The 18816-nt window shown below is 29.3% G+C and carries 17 protein-coding genes; 15 read left to right on the forward strand and 2 right to left on the reverse strand.

Annotated features, from left to right (window positions below):
• Nucleotides 1-292: 292 nt before the first annotated feature.
• The 8 genes from B3086_RS04835 to B3086_RS04870 all read left to right on the forward strand — a co-directional run bounded on the left by B3086_RS04835 (nt 293) and on the right by B3086_RS04870 (nt 10019).
• Nucleotides 293-2488, forward strand: coding sequence for a DNA topoisomerase III (locus B3086_RS04835; protein ID WP_346879689.1), 2196 nt, complete (start codon nt 293-295; stop codon nt 2486-2488).
• Between the two features lie 12 nt (nt 2489-2500).
• A complete protein-coding gene (locus tag B3086_RS04840; protein ID WP_346848893.1) occupies nt 2501-2692 on the forward strand; it encodes a YwbE family protein in 192 nt (63 codons plus the stop codon).
• 236 nt (nt 2693-2928) lie between these two features.
• Nucleotides 2929-5823: an EAL domain-containing protein gene (locus B3086_RS04845; RefSeq protein WP_346892892.1), complete on the forward strand. Its 2895-nt coding sequence runs from the start codon at nt 2929-2931 to the stop codon at nt 5821-5823.
• A 299-nt stretch (nt 5824-6122) separates the two neighbouring features.
• Nucleotides 6123-6761 (forward strand): hypothetical protein, encoded by a 639-nt coding sequence (locus B3086_RS04850; RefSeq protein WP_346848895.1) that lies wholly within the window; start codon nt 6123-6125, stop codon nt 6759-6761.
• Between the two features lie 11 nt (nt 6762-6772).
• Nucleotides 6773-7321 carry a hemerythrin domain-containing protein gene (locus B3086_RS04855; protein WP_346848896.1) on the forward strand — a complete coding sequence of 183 codons (549 nt, stop codon included), beginning with the start codon at nt 6773-6775 and terminating at the stop codon, nt 7319-7321.
• A 208-nt stretch (nt 7322-7529) separates the two neighbouring features.
• Nucleotides 7530-9233, forward strand: coding sequence for a hydroxylamine reductase (gene hcp / locus B3086_RS04860; protein WP_346848897.1), 1704 nt, complete (start codon nt 7530-7532; stop codon nt 9231-9233).
• A gap of 193 nt (nt 9234-9426) precedes the next feature.
• Nucleotides 9427-9606 carry a DUF1858 domain-containing protein gene (locus B3086_RS04865; RefSeq protein ID WP_035131910.1) on the forward strand — a complete coding sequence of 60 codons (180 nt, stop codon included), beginning with the start codon at nt 9427-9429 and terminating at the stop codon, nt 9604-9606.
• Nucleotides 9607-9701: 95 nt separating this feature from the next.
• Nucleotides 9702-10019: a cupin domain-containing protein gene (locus B3086_RS04870; protein WP_051823985.1), complete on the forward strand. Its 318-nt coding sequence runs from the start codon at nt 9702-9704 to the stop codon at nt 10017-10019.
• Between the two features lie 136 nt (nt 10020-10155).
• On the opposite strand, the gene B3086_RS04875 is transcribed toward B3086_RS04870, so the two are convergent.
• Nucleotides 10156-11586 carry a sulfite exporter TauE/SafE family protein gene (locus B3086_RS04875; RefSeq protein ID WP_346848898.1) on the reverse strand — a complete coding sequence of 477 codons (1431 nt, stop codon included), beginning with the start codon at nt 11584-11586 and terminating at the stop codon, nt 10156-10158.
• Nucleotides 11587-11740: 154 nt separating this feature from the next.
• Between B3086_RS04875 and B3086_RS04880 the strand changes: the two genes are divergently transcribed.
• The gene (locus B3086_RS04880; protein WP_035131911.1) at nt 11741-12427 is read left to right on the forward strand and encodes a response regulator; all 687 of its coding nucleotides are present in this window, start codon (nt 11741-11743) and stop codon (nt 12425-12427) included.
• 4 nt (nt 12428-12431) lie between these two features.
• The gene (locus B3086_RS04885; RefSeq protein WP_346848995.1) at nt 12432-13811 is read left to right on the forward strand and encodes a sensor histidine kinase; all 1380 of its coding nucleotides are present in this window, start codon (nt 12432-12434) and stop codon (nt 13809-13811) included.
• A gap of 83 nt (nt 13812-13894) precedes the next feature.
• Here the strand turns inward: B3086_RS04885 and B3086_RS04890 are convergent, their stop codons facing one another.
• Nucleotides 13895-14428: a DUF6512 family protein gene (locus B3086_RS04890; protein WP_346877871.1), complete on the reverse strand. Its 534-nt coding sequence runs from the start codon at nt 14426-14428 to the stop codon at nt 13895-13897.
• A gap of 192 nt (nt 14429-14620) precedes the next feature.
• Here B3086_RS04890 and B3086_RS04895 point away from each other — a divergent pair, with 192 nt between their 5' ends.
• The 5 genes from B3086_RS04895 to B3086_RS04915 all read left to right on the forward strand — a co-directional run bounded on the left by B3086_RS04895 (nt 14621) and on the right by B3086_RS04915 (nt 18813).
• Nucleotides 14621-15235, forward strand: a complete 615-nt coding sequence (locus tag B3086_RS04895; RefSeq protein ID WP_035132638.1) for a superoxide dismutase — start codon at nt 14621-14623, stop codon at nt 15233-15235.
• Nucleotides 15236-15596: 361 nt separating this feature from the next.
• Complete coding sequence (locus B3086_RS04900) at nt 15597-15932, forward strand: PadR family transcriptional regulator (RefSeq protein WP_035132636.1); 336 nt, start codon at nt 15597-15599, stop codon at nt 15930-15932.
• A complete protein-coding gene (locus B3086_RS04905; protein WP_346848900.1) occupies nt 15925-16791 on the forward strand; it encodes a DUF1700 domain-containing protein in 867 nt (288 codons plus the stop codon). Before B3086_RS04900 ends, B3086_RS04905 begins: the two co-directional genes overlap by 8 nt.
• On the forward strand, nt 16784-17878 hold the full coding sequence (locus B3086_RS04910) for a hypothetical protein (RefSeq protein WP_346879686.1): 1095 nt from the start codon (nt 16784-16786) through the stop codon (nt 17876-17878). The genes B3086_RS04905 and B3086_RS04910 overlap by 8 nt, the downstream gene beginning before the upstream one ends.
• Nucleotides 17879-18132: 254 nt before the next feature.
• Nucleotides 18133-18813: an ABC transporter ATP-binding protein gene (locus tag B3086_RS04915; RefSeq protein WP_346877870.1), complete on the forward strand. Its 681-nt coding sequence runs from the start codon at nt 18133-18135 to the stop codon at nt 18811-18813.
• Nucleotides 18814-18816 lie beyond the last annotated feature (3 nt).

Raw genomic sequence — 18816 nt, forward strand, 5'->3', positions numbered from 1 at the left:
TTAATAAATATATTAAGAAGGCTATGGACTTTGATTCATAGCCTTCTTTTACCATTTCTCTTTATCCGATGACTACCAGCTCTAATACTCCTATCTTCTTAAAAATGGGAGTAAAGAGCTGCTACGTCCCTGGATAAGGATTTCTAAGCTTCAGTGGGAGTAATAACTCACCCTGAAGCAAAGAACTCTCTTTAAACTAAGGTAAAGTATGATATAATACAAAAGATAAGATTTAGCTTAATAAGTTAATAATACTTTATATAGATACTGTAGATAAGAGAGGAAGTAAAAGATGGGAAAAATATTAGTACTAGCAGAGAAACCTTCAGTAGGTAGAGACTTAGCTAAGGTTTTAAAATGCAATCAGAGTAAGGGTGCATACATAGAGGGAAGTAAGTATGTGGTAACTTGGGCACTAGGTCACTTAGTGGGACTACAAGATCCTGAGGACTATGATGCCAAATATAAAAAATGGAGCATGGAAACTTTGCCCATGATTCCAAAGCATATGAAACTTACAGTTTTAAAAAAGACCCAAAAGCAGTTTTATGAAGTAAAAAAGCAAATGCTAAGAAATGATATAGATGAGATAGTTATTGCAACAGATGCAGGAAGAGAAGGAGAGTTAGTGGCACGTTGGACAATAGAAAAGGCTGGAGTAAAAAAACCACTAAAGAGATTATGGATTTCTTCTCAGACAGATAAGGCAATTTTAGATGGATTTAAAAATTTAAAACCAGGTAAAGATTATAATAATTTATATAAGGCAGCGGTGTGTAGAGCAGAGGCAGATTGGCTTGTAGGACTTAATGTAACTCGTGCCCTTACTTGTAAATACAATGCTCAGCTTTCAGCAGGAAGAGTTCAATCTCCAACCTTAGCCATGATAGTTCAAAGGGAAGAAGATATTAAAAACTTTATTCCTAAGGATTACTATACAATTACTGCCAAGGCTAAAGAATTTTCACTACAATGGGTTGATAAGAATAATTATCAAAGCACTTTTAATGAGGAAGTAGCTAATAAAACCCTAGTTAAGGTTAGAGGTCAAGAAGCAAGTATTATAGATATAACTGAAAGCCTAAAGAAAAAGCCATCACCTGCTCTTTATGACTTAACAGAACTCCAAAGAGATGCCAACAAAATTTGGGGATATTCTGCAAAGCAGACCCTTTCTATAATGCAAAGACTTTATGAAAATCATAAGATATTAACTTATCCAAGAACGGATTCAAGATATATAACTACAGATATAGTAGCTACACTTCTAGAGAGATTAAGAGCTATATCTATAGGAGTATATAGAGCAGCAGCTACAAATATACTAAAGGGTAAGATTACTCCAAGCAAGAGCTTTGTAGATAATAGTAAGGTATCAGATCACCATGCCATAATTCCTACAGAGCAAAGTCCTAATATGTCTAACTTAAGTTCAGAGGAAAGAAATATTTATGATTTAGTAGTTAAGAGATTTTTAAGTGTTATGATGCCACCTTTTGAATATTTACAAACTAATATAGCGACAGAAATAGCTGGAGAGAAGTTTGTAGCTAAAGGAAAAGTTATAAAATCTAAAGGATGGAAAGCACTATATGATAGAGAAGATATGGAGGATTCTAGCGAAGAAGATGGGTTAAAGGATCAAGTACTTCCAAAGCTGAATATTGGAGATAAATTAAAGATAAACTCTGTAGATATAAATAAAGGTAAAACTAAGCCACCGGCAAGATTTAACGAGGGAACATTACTTTCTGCTATGGAAAATCCACATAAATATATTAATGTTTCAAAGGATGCAGCAAAGACCTTAAATGCAACTGGTGGATTAGGCACTGTAGCTACAAGAGCAGATATTATAGAAAAATTATTTAACTCATTTTCTATAGAAAAAAGAGGTAAGGAAATAGTTCCAACATCTAAGGGGAAACAACTTATAGAATTAGTTCCAAGTGATCTTAAGTCACCACTTTTAACAGCTAAGTGGGAAAGTCAGCTAGAGGATATTAGTAAAGGCAAGGAAGATGCCATGGACTTCATTGTAGAGATGAGAAGATATTCAAGAGCTCTAGTTGAAGATGTTAAAGTCAATGGTAATAAGTTTGTTCATGAAAATGTCACAGGTGCAAAATGCCCTAAGTGCGGAAAATACATGTTAGAGGTTAAGACTAAAACTGGAGTTATGAATGTGTGCCAAGATAGAGAATGTGGTCACAGAGAAGGTGTTAGTAGAACTACCAATGCTCGTTGTCCAGAATGTAAGAAAAAACTTACCATTAAAGGACACGGAGAAGGTCAAATCTATGTATGCCCAGGGGCAAACTGTAACTTTAGAGAAAAGGCATCCCAATTTAATAAGAGATTCGAAAAAGGTGGAAAAGTTGATAAGAGGGATGTTAATAACTATATGAAGAAAATGAAAAAAGAAGCAGAACAAGAAGCAGCTAATGATAATCCATTTGCAGCTCTTGGAGATCTATTCAAGAAGTAAGGAGAAATAACTATGAATGGAACTAAAAGATCAGATATAAAAATAGGCTCAAAGGTCTTAGTAGTAAAGAAGGAAGATCAACGCACTGGAAAATTGACAGAGGGAATAGTTACAAGGTTATTAACTAATTCTTCAGTACATCCAAGAGGTATTAAGGTAATGCTTGAGGGGGGAGTAGTTGGTAGAGTTCAAAAAATTAGATAGAAATGCATTAGGATAGTCATCAAATTTTTAATTTTTGAATATAATTATATTTTTAAAAGAAATTAAAACAGGTTTTAGATTTGTATTTACGAATCTAAAACCTGTTTTTTATAGGAGAAAGTGAAATAAAATTTTATTTCATCATTATAATAAATGTTGCTTTAAGATATAATTTTAAAGTACGATAATTATAGTGGTATTTAAATATATTATTATTTGCAATAGGAAAAGAGGATATGATGAGAAAATTTAAATTACTGTGCGTAACACTAATATTTTTGATAATTACAAACATAGCTATGACGATGATAGCGTTTTCAGATACTGATAGCAAGATAATTAAAGTAGGTTATTATGATTATCCTTCTTTCATTGAAAAAGATAAAGATGGACTTTTTTCAGGGTACGGAGTAGAGTATCTTGAGGAAATATCAAAATATACTAATTGGAATTATGAATATGTATATTATACATGGCCAGAACTATTAGACAAGCTATCTAAAGGAGAGATAGATTTGTTATGTGGGGCTCAGTACACCGAGGATAGAAGCAAGATATATGACTATGTAGAATATTCAAATGGAATAGAACTTACAACTATGTATGTTTCAAGTAAAAATAACAGTGTATTTTATGAAGATTTTGAAGCATTCAATGGCTTGAAAATAGGATTTTTAAAGGAAAGTTTTCAAAATACAGTCTTTGAAGGTTATGCAAAACAAAATAATTTTTCTTATGAAAAAGTATATTATGATTTTGAAGAAGAAATGATAGCGGATATGGAATTAGGTAATGTGGATGCTATAGTTTTAGGAAGCATTTCAAATCAGAATAGTGGTAGATTAGTTGCCAAATGCGATATTCACCCTTTTTATTATATAACGCAAAAGGGTAGTAATGATATCACTAATGAACTTAATGAAGCATTAAGGAAGATAAAACTAGATGATTTAAATTTTGATATGAAATTACGAGAAAAATATTATGGTAATAGTATTTTAAATCAACAACCATTACTTACTCCAAGAGAGGTTGACTTTATAAAAAGAAAACCGGTGTTAAAAGTGGCTTATAAAGATTATTTAAGTCCTATAGAATATAGGAATAGTAAGGGTGACTTCTCTGGAATAGTAAGAGATATGTTAGAAGAAATCTCTAGAAAAATAGGTATAGAATTTGAATATGTACAGGTAAAAAATACGGAAGAAGCTATAAAATTAATGGCAAATGGAAAAGTAGATTTAATAGCTAGTGAATCTAGTATTGAAAAAAATACACATTCTAGAGACATTATATTAACTAACCCATATATATCCTTACCTTTAGTTATAGTTGGAAAAGGAGAAGAATATATAAAAACAGAGAATGTGGATATAGCTATACCTAATGATATGAAAATCAACAAAGAAGCTTTTAAAAATAAATTTGGACAATACAACATTGAGTATTACAATGATTATATTAGTTGTATTAATGCAGTTAAATCGGGAAAAGTAGATATAACAGTATTAGACAGCTACACAGCCAATATTGCTATTAGCAGTATAAAAGATAATAATTTAAAATCAATGAATATTGGGAATTTAAGTTATAATATATCAATTGGAGTAAATCCTAATATAGATTCATTAGTAATACCTATACTTAATAAGGCTATTAATGTTATAGATGAAAAAACTAGAGTAGATATTATTATGAAAAATGTAGTACAAGAATCTATTCCAATAAATTTAAAGGTAGTACTAGTTAAATATAGATTAGAAATTATTATTTTTATATCTTTATTAGTAATAATATCTCTTTTGATATTTTTTTATGTAAAACAACGAAGAACAAAGTATTATGAAAAAATGGCATTTACAGATCCACTTACAGGTCTATGGAATGCTAATAAGTTTAAAGTTAGAGCTAAAAAGATACTTGAGACTAATAAAGGAAAATCCTATGCGCTTATATACAGTGACATAGATAAATTTAAGTTTATAAATGATAATTTAGGATATGAAGAAGGAGATAAAATTATTTGTGCAATATCCAATAAATTATACAACTCAATGGGGGAAAATGAAATTTTTGCAAGAGTATCTGCAGATAATTTTTTAATACTTGTAGAATACACAAATAAAAAAGAATTAATTGATAGGTTAACAAAATTTGAAAATATTTTTAGACAATTAGAAAAAGTTTTTGCAAAAAATTATAGGTTAATAGTTGTAAGTGGGATCTATATATTTAATTCTAATGATATAGAGGTTGAAGATATTATCAATAAAGCTAATATAGCACGTAAATCAGTTAAAGGTTCTCATACAAATAAAATTGCCTTTTATGATAAGTGTTTTGAAAATAAAATTATTGAGGAATTAGAAATAGAAAATAAAATGTATAAGGCTCTTATAAATAGAGAATATAAGGTTTATTATCAACCTAAATATGATTTAAATACAGAGAAAATTGTAGGTGCTGAGGCCTTAGTTAGGTGGCAGGATCCTGAGAAAGGGTTAATTCCTCCAGTGAAATTTATACCTTTGTTTGAGAAAAATGGGTTTATAGTAAATTTAGATATGTATGTTTATAAAAGTGTATTGCAGTGTTTAAGAGAAAGATTAGATAATGGAGAAAGTGTAGTTCCAATATCATTAAATGTTTCTAGATTTCATGTTAATAATCCCAATATAGTCAAGGATATTAATGAGTTAGTTAAAAGCTATAACATAGATCCTAAATTGGTAGAGTTTGAATTAACGGAAAGTGCTTTTATGAAAAATGCTGATAGGCTTATAGAAAAAATGATAGGTTTAAAAAAGGTAGGATTTAAAATCTCTGTTGATGATTTTGGATCTGGATTCTCATCATTAAATCTTTTAAAAGAGTTTCCAGCTAATACCTTAAAGATAGATAAAGCATTTTTAGATGAAACAACTAATTCACAGAGGAGTAAAGATATTGTTAAAAGTATAGTTGATATGGCGAAAAATATTAATATGGAAGTAATTTGTGAAGGGGTAGAAACGCGAGAACAGGCTGATTTCTTAAAAGAGATAGGATGTGAAATGGCCCAAGGATATTTATTTGCAAAACCTATGCCTAGGGAAGATTTTGAAGAACTATTAAATGTAAATTATATATAGGATGAATATATAATTTATAAGTTGATATATCATAAAGAGTTTTGATATATTGGCTTTTAATTTGCTTTGGTAACCAATGTTACCGAAATTATAAAGATATTAATATAAACTCATAGATGTAGAGATTAATAAAATATAATCTGCTTATAAAGGTTAATATAAATTAAGCAGGTTAAAATATATTTAACTAAAGGATTATGATTTACAATTATATTGAAACTAGCGTTATAAAGTAATTTCAATATAGAAGATAAACATGATTTGAGTTTTAAAATTATTTAAATGTAGGAGGAGAAAATATGAGTTTATATCTTGGAAAAGTACATTATTGGTTATTTAACAAAATATTATGGTTTGAAGGATTAGAGGAAGAAATAATTAATCTAGCTAAGGAAGAGGGACTAGATGTATCTTCATTAGCTAAGGAGATTAATGAAAATCATGGAGAAAAACTGCCAAATCTTCCTTTAGAAGATATGATAGATACAAGTAATATCCATGGGTGGCTACAAGGGAAAATACATTCAGCAGAGGGAAGAATGGCAGCTTGGACAACTAAATTACTAAATAGTAATGAAAAAGTTAAGGCTAAATTAGAAAATATTTATATTCATCAAGGAATGAAAGCTGCTAAGGAAGTTAAAGAAAAATTAGACCCAGCAAGTAATGCTATGGATATATATGATAGAATAAATGACTATATATTAGATGGAATGCCATGTGATAGAGTGAATGAGGTTCTAGTGTCTACAGAATATATGGTACAGTGGAGTAGAAGAATTTGTGTTCATAAGGACATATGGAATAGAGAATCTGGAGATGTTTCTTATTTCTATAGCTTAAGAGGACTATGGATTAAGGCCTTTGTTAATGAAGTTAATGGTAACTATGAATATGAGGAATTAGGAGATGGAACTCAAATCATTAAAAGAAAGTAGGAGGAGAAAAGATGAATGCTATAGATTTAATGATGGAAGAGCATAAGTATATTAAACGTATGCTTACTGTAGTTAGAAAAGCTACTTACAAATCTCTAGAAGAAAAGAATGTAAATTATGAAGATTTCTATAAGATGATAGATTTCATTAGAAATTATGCAGATGCACATCACCATAAAAAAGAAGAAGTAATTCTTTTTAATAAGATGGTGGAGGAGCTTGGACTTATTGCAGAGAAGACTGTGAAATATGGTATGCTTGTAGAACATGATTTAGGAAGACTTTATATTACAGGACTAAGTGAAGCACTTGAAAATTTAAAATCAGGTAATAAAGAAGCTATATTAGATATTATTGCTAATGCCATTTCTTATACTCATCTTTTAGAAAGGCATATAGACAAAGAAGATAATGTAATATATAAATTTGCTACTAGAGAATTAAAGCAAGAAATCATTGAAAAGGTAAATGCAGAGTGTGTTGAATTTGAAGATGCAAATACTGAAGTTATGAAAAAATATACTTCAATATTAGAGGAGTTAGAGAAAAAATATCTTTAATAATCGGAATAATGAACTTTGAGTACATGAGAGTTTGTGCTTAAAGTTCATTTTATTTATTTTTATTAATATCTAAATTTTATTTGCATATTAAAATATATATTCTTTTGAATTTTGGTAACGAATGTTACCGAATATTGTTTTGTACTTTAGTATACTTTAACTTGTGAAAAGCAATAATAACAATTTAATAGGAGATGAGAAATTTATGTCAATGTTTTGTTATCAATGTCAAGAGACAGCAGGATGTAAAGGCTGTACTATAAAGGGTGTTTGTGGTAAAGATGAGCAAGTTGCAAAGGCTCAAGATTTATTAGTATATGTAACTAAAGGATTAGCTATTGTAAGTAATGAAGGAAGAAAAGTAAATGTTACTGATAGTGTAGTAGATAAATATATTACAGAAAATTTATTTATTACTATTACTAATGCTAACTTCCATAGAGATGCTATTTTAAATAGAGTAAAAGAAACTTTAAAATTAAGAGAAACTTTAAAAAGAAAAGTTGTTAGTGCTGGTGGACAAGTTGGAGAAGTAAAAATAACTGGAGGCTTCTTTAAAAAGATATTTGGTCTACAAAAGAAAGAAATAGTAATGGCAGATGCAGTAGCTTGGACAGCAGATAATACTATAGAATTTGATGCTAAAGCTGAAAAAGTTGGAGTGCTTGCTACAGAAAATGAAGATATTAGAAGTCTAAGAGAACTTATAACTTATGGATTAAAAGGATTATCAGCATATATGAAGCATGCTATGAACCTAAAATATAATGAGAAAGAAATTCATGGATTTATGGCTAAGGCATTAGCTGCAACTTTAGATGATAGTTTAACTGTTGATGATTTAGTAGCACTTGCATTAGAAGCAGGAAAATATGGAGTAGATGGTATGGCATTATTAGATAAAGCCAATACTGAAACCTATGGGCATCCAGAAATAACAACTGTAGATATTGGAGTTAGAAAAAATCCAGGAATATTAATTTCAGGACATGACTTAAAGGATTTAGAGATGTTGTTAGAGCAGACAGAAGGAACAGGGGTAGATGTTTATACTCATGGTGAAATGCTTGCTGGACAATACTATCCTAAGTTTAAAAAATATAAACATTTTGCAGGAAACTATGGAAATGCATGGTGGAAGCAAAAGGAAGAGTTTGAAAAGTTCAATGGTCCAATTCTTATGACTACAAACTGTATAGTAATTCCAGATAAGTCTTATAAGAATAGATTATTTACAACTGGTGCAACTGGAATGCCAGGATGTGCACATATAGAAGCTAATAGAGATGGCATAAAAGATTTTTCTAAGATTATAGAAATGGCTAAAAAGTGTAAAGCACCTACAGAGATAGAAAAAGGACAAATAGTTGGAGGATTTGCTCACAATCAAGTATTAGCTTTGGCTGATAAGGTTGTGGAGGCTGTTAAAACTGGAGCTATAAAAAGATTCTTTGTTATGGCTGGTTGTGATGGAAGAGCCAAATCAAGAAATTACTATACTGAATTTGCTGAAAAACTACCAAAGGATACAGTTATCTTAACAGCAGGTTGTGCAAAGTATAAGTATAATAAATTAAACCTAGGAGATATTGGAGGAATCCCAAGAGTTCTAGATGCAGGACAATGTAATGATTCTTATTCATTAGTTGTTATAGCTCTAAAACTTAAAGAAGTCTTTGGGCTTGATGATGTAAACGCCCTACCAATATCATATAATATTGCATGGTATGAGCAAAAAGCAGTAATAGTATTATTATCACTATTATACTTAGGAGTTAAAAATATTCATCTAGGACCAACATTACCAGCATTCTTATCACCAAATGTTGCTAAAGTTCTTGTAGATAACTTTGGTATTGGTGGAATAACTAATGTAGAAGATGATATGAAAATGTTCATGGAAAGCTAGAATTACAAGTAATGAAGTATTCAAAGGTAAATGGAGTTTACCTTTGAATACTTTTTTTATAAAAATTTTCTATTCTGTAACCTATGTTACCGAATATAGCAGAGTGTTTTAGTATACTTTAACTTGTAAGAGATACTAATAATTTTAAATTATTAGTTATATATAAAAATTCAAATTATAGGAGGAAAAGAATATGATAAATAAAGATATGACAATAGGTGAAGTTATAAGAATGAAAGAAGGAGCTCCTGAAATTTTAATGAGTTTTGGTATGGGTTGCGTAGGTTGCCCATCAGCTCAAGCAGAAACTCTTGCAGAAGCTGCTATAGTTCATGGATTAGACATAGAGAAATTATTAGCTGCATTAAATTAATATCTTTCACATAGATTTTACTTATGTATATATAATAGAACCTTAGTATACAAGTATTATAAGAAGCAAAATAAGTTTGAAAAGAGGAAATAAAAATGAGTTTAGATAAAAATATATTAGTACCTATAAGTATGAATGATATAGATATTAGGACTAAAGTTATAGCATCAAATGAAAAGTTTAAGACTATATTCTTCAACTTTGTAGCAGGGAGTGGTAAGCCTTATCATACTCATAATGGTTATGCATCAATTCAAATATATGAAGGTGATATAACTATGGAATTTAAAACAGGAGAAAAGTTTAGATTAAAAAAAGGTGATTTCCTTCCTTTCGATGCAAGAATAGACCATAGTATAATTGCTGAAGTAGATAGTAAGGTACTAGTAACTATTTCTGAAGTTCTAGATTAAAAAATAAAAGTATAATATTAATAGATGAATTTAGTAAGTGAATTAATATTAAAGAGTTATTTAAAAGTAGATATTATATAAAATGCATATAAAAGAGAAGTATTAAAGGGAAATTTCCTTAATACTTCTTTTTTTATTAATGGCAAGAAAAACCACCATTAAAAAATTGGTTATTAGAATCATTAGAAGGATAATAAAATTCACTATCTATATCATTTTGTATAGTAGAATCATTTATAGAATTTAAATCATCTACTACCTTTATTGTTCCTCTAAGCATGCCCATCCAACAGCTGTAGTTTATGTCTCCAGCGTCTGGAGTAAATTCTATTACATTTTCTCCAGAGGATAGAGTCTTTTCAATATTCATAGATGGAATAACAATTTTATTATTACAGAAGTTAATACTTTCACCATCAATTATAAACTCTGTAGGAATTCCCTTTTGAATATAAACTACATTTGGAGTATATCCTTGATTATTAGCTGCAATCTTTATAACTTGCTTTCCGTTAGAAATTGTTGCTTTACTAGCTGAAGATTTATCGGATATAGTTGTATTATTATTTCCACCTAAAGATAAGGAATTAGGCATTAAATTAACTCCTATTAAAGACAAGCCACGATTAGCCATAATAATACCTAAAATTATGATAATACCACCACTGTATTTAATTAATCTTTTGGAATTTTTCTGACTAAGTACATTAGCAATAGCTCCAAAGCCTAACATTAAAGGAATTGTACCTAGGGCAAAGAAAAACATTGAAGTTGCACCAGCTATGACACTTCCAGAAGCTAGAGCATAAAGCTGCATTGTCTGTAGGGGACCACAAGGCATAAACCCATTTAAAAATCCTACTATAAGAGGGTTTCTAAATTTTTTCTGGGAGTTACAGTTACTCCAAGGAAGCTTTATAGAAAATTTTCTAAGGGCTTTAAAACCATATAAGTTTAAACCCATAATTACCATAAATACACCTGCAACTATTGCTATGAAGCCTTGAACTCCAAAGGAAAGAGAAAAAGCTTTACCAATACCACCTACGATACCACCTAAAACCGTATAAGAAATTAAACGGCCTAAATTATACATAAGTCCAGGTTTAAATTTGTTTTTTTCAGGTACAATAGAAGATGTAATACTTTGGGACATCATTATTCCACCACACATACCCACACAGTGTAGAGATGTGAAAACACCAATAGTAAATAGAGCAATGTAACTAACTTTACTACTTAAAGCAGAAGACATATCAAATACGCCAGTACCTTTGCCAAGGCGTATCATAAGTAAGGCTATAAGGACTATTCCCATAATGGGTAAAAGTTCTGAGTTACTCTTTTTTTTATCACTAGTAACTTTGTAACCGGATTTTTCAATAGTAGCAACTATGGTAGAATAGGATACTTTCTCAGCATCATATTCAACATGGACGGTTCCCTTAGTATAGTTTGCTTTTACAATTGTAACTCCTGAAATCTTTTTTAAATGTCTTATTATAGTATTCTCGCAAGACGTACATACCATATTATCAATATTTAGGGTTATAGATTTATTAGACAAAATTATCACCTCATACTTAATTTTAAGATAGTAGCTAAAGTATATATTTAAGTTGTGTAGATTTTATGGAGGAATTCTACATAGAATCTTCATAATGATTTATTATAATTAGAAAGTATATTATAATAAGTTTTAAATTAATGGAGGAGTATAGATGCAAGTGGATATACTTATTGTAGAAGATGAAGTTAAAATTTTAGAAGTTTTGGAAGCATATCTAAAGAAAGCTGGTTATGGTGTTATAACAGCAATAAATGGAAGTGAAGCTATATATAAATATAAACAATACAATCCTAGATTAATAATACTAGATCTAATGTTACCAGATATATCAGGAGAAAAAATTTGTGAAATCATAAGAAAGGAATCAGAGGTTCCTATAATAATGTTAACAGCCAAGGTAGAGGAAGAAAGTATCTTGAAGTGTTTTTCTCTAGGGACTGATGATTATATAACAAAGCCATTTAGCCCTAAGCAGGTAGTGGCTAGAGTAAATGCAGTGTTAAAAAGAGCATTGAATTATAAACAGGATAATGTTTTATCCTTTAATAAGGGAGACCTAGTTATAAATTTAGATACTTATGAGGTAAGACAAGGTAATAATTTAGTAGAATTAACTCCTTCGGAGTTCAAGATACTTTTAGCTTTATGTGAAAGTCCAAAGAAAGTATTCTCTAGAGGAGAACTTCTTGATCGAGCTCTAGGGGATGATAGTGATGTTTATGATAGAATAATAGATTCTCATATTAAGAATTTAAGAAGTAAGATAGAGGAAAATAGTAAAAATCCTAAATATATATTAACAGTTCACGGCATTGGATATAAGTTTGGTGGTGAATAATTTGATGAAATTGAAACATAGGCTTACTTTGACTTTTTTATTATTTTCTATGACAATTATTCTTTTAATTAGTTTTTCATCTCATATATTTATGAAAAAAAACTTTAATAGATATCTAGAGGATATTATAGAAGGAAGAAAAAAATCACTGATTAAAGATATAAGTAATACTTATAAAAATGGACAATGGGATAATAAAAATATAGAAGACATAGGGATTGAAGCTATAAATAATGGATTTATTATAAGCATAAAAGATATTTCAGATAATGTAATATGGAGTGCTAAAACTCATAATAGTAGTATGTGTGAGGCAATGATGAGTAGAATGGGTTACAATATGAGCATTGTAAATCCAGGATATAAAGGTGATTATACTGAGGAAGTATATAATTTGAAAATAGATGAAAAATATGCGGGGATTCTTGAAATAGGCTATTATGGTCCCCTTTATTATAATGATTCTGATGTGATTTTTTTTAAAACCTTAGATAATATATTAATTTTTGTGGGGATTTTTTCTTTAGGTATCTCCATATTTATAGGAATTTTAATTTCTACTTCAATAAGTAAACCTATAGGAAGCGTAGTTAAAGCCACAAATTCCATAGCTACAGGCAAATATAAAAATAAAATAAAAGAGGAAAGCAATATAAAAGAAATTAATGAAATGATTAGTTCGGTAAATACTTTGGCTTTTAGTTTAGATGAAGAAGAAAAGATAAGAAAAATCATGACTAAGGATATCTCTCATGAACTTAGGACTCCATTAACTACCATGCAAGGACAACTGGAGGCATTAATAGATGGAATTTGGGAGCCTACAGAAGAAAGGCTGCAAAGTATTCATGAGGAAGTACGGAGATTAAGTAGGTTAGTTGGTTCCTTAGAGCATCTTTCTAGATATGAAAGTGAAGATTTGATTTTAAATAAAAATGAAGTTGATATAAAGGAATTAGTAGAAATGATTCTAATTAATTTTGAAAAGGAACTTCATGATAAAAATATCAGTGTGAACAATAAATTAGAAACTTTTATTATAAATGTAGATAGAGATAAAATTACTCAAGGGTTAATAAACATCATTTCAAATGGAATAAAATATACTGAGCAAGGGGGAATAATTGAAATTACCTGTAATGAAGGAAAAAATATAGCAATAATACACATAAGGGATAGTGGCATAGGAATTTCTAAAGAGCACTTACCTTATATTTTTCAGCGATTTTACAGGGCTGATGAATCAAGAACTAGAGCTACAGGAGGAGCTGGTATAGGTCTTACCATATCAAAGGCAATAATAGAAGCTCATGGAGGAAATATAAAAGTTAAAAGTGAAGTTAATGAAGGAACGGAATTTATAATAGAAATACCTAAGGTATAATAAATTTTAAAAATGACTATATTAAATATTAACATTTAGTTAATTTTGATACAGTCATTTTTAATAATATTTGTTGTGAGAATTTAATTCTTGATACCATAGGAATTGGATACGGGACAATAAAATATAGGTAACTTCGGTGGACAATAAGTAAATAGGTAAAATATGAATGTAGCTCCAACTAACATAATAATGGCTATCTTATTCATTATTGGTGGAAATTCAGGTAGTAACATTAAGTTATAACTTACTAATAGTCCTATTAGAATACTAACTTCAAAGATAATTAAATCTTTAAGCAGTGAGTGATGGCCATTCTTTTTAAGCATTTCATAATAAAGAACTAACATTGAAATTGTTGTAATATAAGCGCTTAGAGTCTTTGCAAAGAGAAAATTATTTACATATTTACCCACGAAAAAATATTCTATAATAGCAAAGATTAGAGGAGACCAAAAGGTAAGCTTACAGTGTTCCCATATACTTTCATTAACGGCAAAGATACCAGAAGTAAAAGATAATTTGTTTGTTGCTTCATAGCCAAAATGTATTAATGCACCTATTAGGAAAATCATGATTGCACCAATGCATTCCCACATTAATAGTGTGGATTTCATAAAATATCGCTCCTTAATTATTGATTTTTAAAATAAATTTGAACATATTAATGTATATGAAATATTAATGAATAATATATTAAATAATTTATAATAATAAATTGTAAGTAAAAATTTTTATTAGTGCTTATATGGATGAAAAGTGGTAAAATATAAGCATATGTTATAAATGGAAAGGGTAGGTGGATTAAAATGACATATGATAAAATTAAATTACCTTATGAATACAATGGATTAGAGCCACACATTGATGCTTTAACAGTAGAAACTCACTACGGCAAACATTTACAAACATACGTAAATAATCTTAACAAATTACTTGAAGGACATGAAGCTCTTACTGAAGGTAAAACTTTAGAACAATTGTTAGAGAATTTAGATAGTATTCCAAATGAAATTCGTCAAGGAGTTATTAATCAAGGTGGAGGCGTGGCAAACCACAATTTTTACTTTAGTATTTTAACACCAGGAGGAAAAGGTGAACCAAAGGGAGAATTACTTGAAAAAATCAATAAAGCTTTTGGAAGTGTTGCAAATATGAAAGAAGCTGTTTCTAAAGCTGCTATTGGACAATTTGGTTCAGGCTATGGATGGCTAGTTTTAAATAGTGATGGTGAGCTAGAAGTTATGGCTACTTTAAATCAAGAATCTCCTTTAAGTAAAGGTAAAAAACCACTTGTAACAATCGACGTTTGGGAACATGCTTATTATTTAAAATATAAGAATGTAAGACCAGATTATGTTAATAGTATTTGGAACTTATTTAACTGGGATAAGATTCAAGAAGTATATGAAAGCTATAAATAATTTAGTTTAACATTGGATAACCAAGGCTTAAAGCCTTGGTTATTTTAATATAAAGAACTTGTACACTAATTAGAATATAGGAGTTAAATATATTTATAAAATTTTTAATATGTATCTATTGTGTATAACACGATACTATGATAACATAAGTATGTAAGGGTACTATGTAAAACGTAGTACCAAATTTAAAAGGGACTACTATGTTTTACATAGTGAAGTTGCTAAAGGTTTAGAAGGATTGTGTAATACACAGTAACTTCTATATTTTTTAAGACACTATTGTGTTTTACATAGTATAAGGATAGTTAAAATATATATAAAGAAAAGTATGTTGTTAAAACTTAATAAAGGAGGTTTAGATATGAGTACACAACTCAGAAAGGGTGTAATTGAAATCTGTGTTCTCACACTTATAAATGACAGAGATATGTATGGGTATGAAATTGTAGAAAATATTTCAAGAGTTATGTCAGTAAAGGAAAGCACTATATATCCATTATTGCGAAGACTTACTACAGAAGGAAATTTTGAAACCTATATGGTGAAGTCAGAAGGTGGCCCAGATAGAAAATACTATAGGATTACAGACTATGGAAAAGGTAATTTAAGTACTTTAGTTAAAGAATGGGATGAGTTTGTAAGGGATGTAAATTTAATATTAGGATGTTATAGGAAGGAGAATAAGAATAATGACTAAAAATGATTTTTTAGATATACTTAGGGATTACTTAAAGGGAGCTTTTAGTGAACTTGAGATAAATGATATATTAAGAGACTATGAAGAATTTTTCTTAAATGGAGAATTACAGGGAAAGAGTGATGAGGAGATTATAAAAACATTAGGTTCTCCTAAGAGCATTGCAAAAGAATTAACTGAGGAGATGAAGGGACAAGGCAAATCTACAAGTAGTAGCAATAGTGAACTTAAAGATAAAGTTTCTAAGGACGCTAAAAATCTTTGGAAAAATGTAAAGAGACAAGGAAAAAAGGCAGGTAATAAGACTAAGGAATTTTTAGATTCCAATTCAGTAATTAACGGAAAGATATCTTCTGCTGGAGTAAAATTAATAATAGTTGTTATAAGTATTTTATTATTTTTCCCAGCTTTAACAATAGTTATGTCTATGATAGCCAGTGGTTTAGGACTTGTTGGAATGTCAATTGCAAACTTTATAGGTTATCTAGGAGCTGCCTTCCTGTGTGGAATTGATATATCTATGGGAGTGTTTGGATTCTTTGCTTGTATAGCATGGACTGGATTTATTATTTTGTGTTGGATCTTATACTGTTTAGTATATAAAGGATTAAAATACTTAGTAGTGAGCTATATATCTTGGGTTAAAACTAGAAATATGTATGTAAGAGTTAAAAATCAACAAGAAAACACTGAAGGTAATGAGAAGAATACTGAAAGTGCTACTGAGAAAAATGAAGAGATAGAAGAAATTTCTGTAGAAGATAAGGCTTACGAAGAAAAGCCTATTTTTACAGAAGATATAGATGTAGATTATAAAGCAGAAAATATAGATGATAAGGAGGAAAAATTTAATGAATAGATGGAAAAAATCTCTTATTGTGGCTGGAGTGTTTCTTGCAGTAGGAATTACAGGGTCCATTATAAGTGGAGCATATATGATGCCTAAAATTGCAAATGAAGTTTATAGAGTTCAAAGAGAAATAATAAATGCAACTCCTTCGGAAAGAGAAGTATTCGTAACAGATAAACAAGTTGATGTTGTTGATATTTCATCCTTAGAAAATAAAGGGTATAATGTAGAAATTAAATCTTCATCAGATAAAAATACAAGGGTTAAGGTACTAGAATATATAGAAAATGATATGAAGGTACAAACTTCCTATGATGCTAATACAAAGGGTCTTAAAGTTGTAGGAGACAGAACTATGTATAATTTTTTTGAAGCAAAAAATATAAGGGGATTTTTTGAAAAATCTTATGATGCAATTATTTACACACTTATGGAAGAAAAAAATAATAATGCTCAAATTGTTATAGAAGTTCCAGTGGGAGTAGACATTAATTTTAATAGTAATTATTATACAAACCTAACAATAAAGGATAGTAAAGTTTTGAAAGATACATTGATTTTTACAAGTCCTAGAGGGGGATATGTAAACTTACCACATAATAATACTCTTAAAAATATTAATATTAAAACTAGCAATTATTTAGAAATAGACTTAAGGGAATTTATAAATGCTGAAAATGTTAAAATAGATTGTAATAATGCTAGGGTATATTCAGGAGGTACTTATAAGGATTATGGAGAAGGAAAAGTGCTACCTAATAATGTTACCATCAATGCTAATTATATAAATATAGAATCCTACATGCCAATAGGAAAAAATGTTATATTAGTTGGAAGGGATGTAGAGTATACCACTGATTTTGACAATTATGCTATGAAGGTTAATTTAAAAGATAATCTTGGAGGAAGAGTATACTTTGATGGAGCTGATTTAGGTAATGAAGAAAACTTTAATTCAGTAACTTCTAATAGTAGTTATGAAGGGTATATAGGGAGAGGAAAAAAGAAGGATTTTAAATTAAGTGTATCTGGATATGATATATGTGAATTTGAACATTCATCTACTACTGATTTAGAAATGGAGTTATATAATTAACTTTTAGAATTGGAAGAGTGTAGTTAAATTTGTTTAATGACAATTTGCTACACTCTTTCTTATATGACTAAAATGTAAGAAAACTATTAATTATGTAAGGTAAGGTTTATGGTGAAAAAATAGTTAAATATATATAATGATATTTGTAAAGAGAAGTGTAGTGATTAATACAACCTTAATCTAAATACTATTGAGGCTAAGAGTTAAATTATTGTAACTACAAAATTTTAATATAGATTGAAGGAGAATTATGTATGGAGATTTTAAGAGTTGAAAACTTAAAGAAGTATTATGGAGAAGGAAATAGTCAGGTTCGTGCTTTAGATGATATTAGCTTTAGCATTGATAAAGGACAATTTGTAGCTATAGTAGGAGCTTCAGGTTCTGGAAAGTCTACATTACTTCATTTAATTGGAGGATTAGATATACCTACTAGTGGAAAAGTATTTATAAATGATATAGACATATACAAGCAAAATGAAACTGGTCTTAGTATCTTTAGAAGAAGAAATATAGGATTTATATTTCAATTCTTTAATTTAATGCCTATTCTCGATGTAGAAGAAAATATATCTTTACCTGCCCTTCTTGATAGTGAGAAGGTAGATAAAAAATATTTAGATGAAATTATATCTATGATCGGTCTTGAAGATAGAAGAAAACATATTCCATCAGAGCTTTCAGGAGGGCAGCAACAAAGAGTATCAATAGCAAGAGCACTTATAAATAAGCCATCTATAATTCTTGCAGATGAGCCAACGGGTAATTTAGATAGTAAGAATTCTAAGGAAGTTATAGAGCTTTTAAAGGTTACCGCTAGAAAGTATAATCAAACTCTAATACTTATAACTCACGATAGGAATGTGGCTGAACAAGCAGATAGAGTTATAACTTTAAGTGATGGAAAAATTGAAAGTGATAAAACTATGGCATAGGGG

It is taken from the genome of Clostridium sp. UBA871, assembly GCF_002295255.1.
Lineage (GTDB): Bacteria > Bacillota > Clostridia > Clostridiales > Clostridiaceae > Clostridium_J > Clostridium_J sulfidigenes.

Excerpts from the sequence above, each read along its gene's own strand:
- B3086_RS04835 (WP_346879689.1), top strand. The coding sequence starts at position 293 with ATGGGAAAAATATTAGTACTAGCAGAGAAACCTTCAGTAGGTAGAGAC.
- B3086_RS04840 (WP_346848893.1), top strand. The coding sequence starts at position 2,501 with ATGAATGGAACTAAAAGATCAGATATAAAAATAGGCTCAAAGGTCTTA.
- B3086_RS04845 (WP_346892892.1), top strand. The coding sequence starts at position 2,929 with ATGATGAGAAAATTTAAATTACTGTGCGTAACACTAATATTTTTGATA.
- B3086_RS04850 (WP_346848895.1), top strand. The coding sequence starts at position 6,123 with ATGAGTTTATATCTTGGAAAAGTACATTATTGGTTATTTAACAAAATA.
- B3086_RS04855 (WP_346848896.1), top strand. The coding sequence starts at position 6,773 with ATGAATGCTATAGATTTAATGATGGAAGAGCATAAGTATATTAAACGT.
- hcp (WP_346848897.1), top strand. The coding sequence starts at position 7,530 with ATGTCAATGTTTTGTTATCAATGTCAAGAGACAGCAGGATGTAAAGGC.
- B3086_RS04865 (WP_035131910.1), top strand. The coding sequence starts at position 9,427 with ATGATAAATAAAGATATGACAATAGGTGAAGTTATAAGAATGAAAGAA.
- B3086_RS04870 (WP_051823985.1), top strand. The coding sequence starts at position 9,702 with ATGAGTTTAGATAAAAATATATTAGTACCTATAAGTATGAATGATATA.
- B3086_RS04880 (WP_035131911.1), top strand. The coding sequence starts at position 11,741 with ATGCAAGTGGATATACTTATTGTAGAAGATGAAGTTAAAATTTTAGAA.
- B3086_RS04885 (WP_346848995.1), top strand. The coding sequence starts at position 12,432 with ATGAAATTGAAACATAGGCTTACTTTGACTTTTTTATTATTTTCTATG.
- B3086_RS04890 (WP_346877871.1), bottom strand. The coding sequence starts at position 14,428 with ATGAAATCCACACTATTAATGTGGGAATGCATTGGTGCAATCATGATT.
- B3086_RS04895 (WP_035132638.1), top strand. The coding sequence starts at position 14,621 with ATGACATATGATAAAATTAAATTACCTTATGAATACAATGGATTAGAG.
- B3086_RS04900 (WP_035132636.1), top strand. The coding sequence starts at position 15,597 with ATGAGTACACAACTCAGAAAGGGTGTAATTGAAATCTGTGTTCTCACA.
- B3086_RS04905 (WP_346848900.1), top strand. The coding sequence starts at position 15,925 with ATGACTAAAAATGATTTTTTAGATATACTTAGGGATTACTTAAAGGGA.
- B3086_RS04910 (WP_346879686.1), top strand. The coding sequence starts at position 16,784 with ATGAATAGATGGAAAAAATCTCTTATTGTGGCTGGAGTGTTTCTTGCA.
- B3086_RS04915 (WP_346877870.1), top strand. The coding sequence starts at position 18,133 with ATGGAGATTTTAAGAGTTGAAAACTTAAAGAAGTATTATGGAGAAGGA.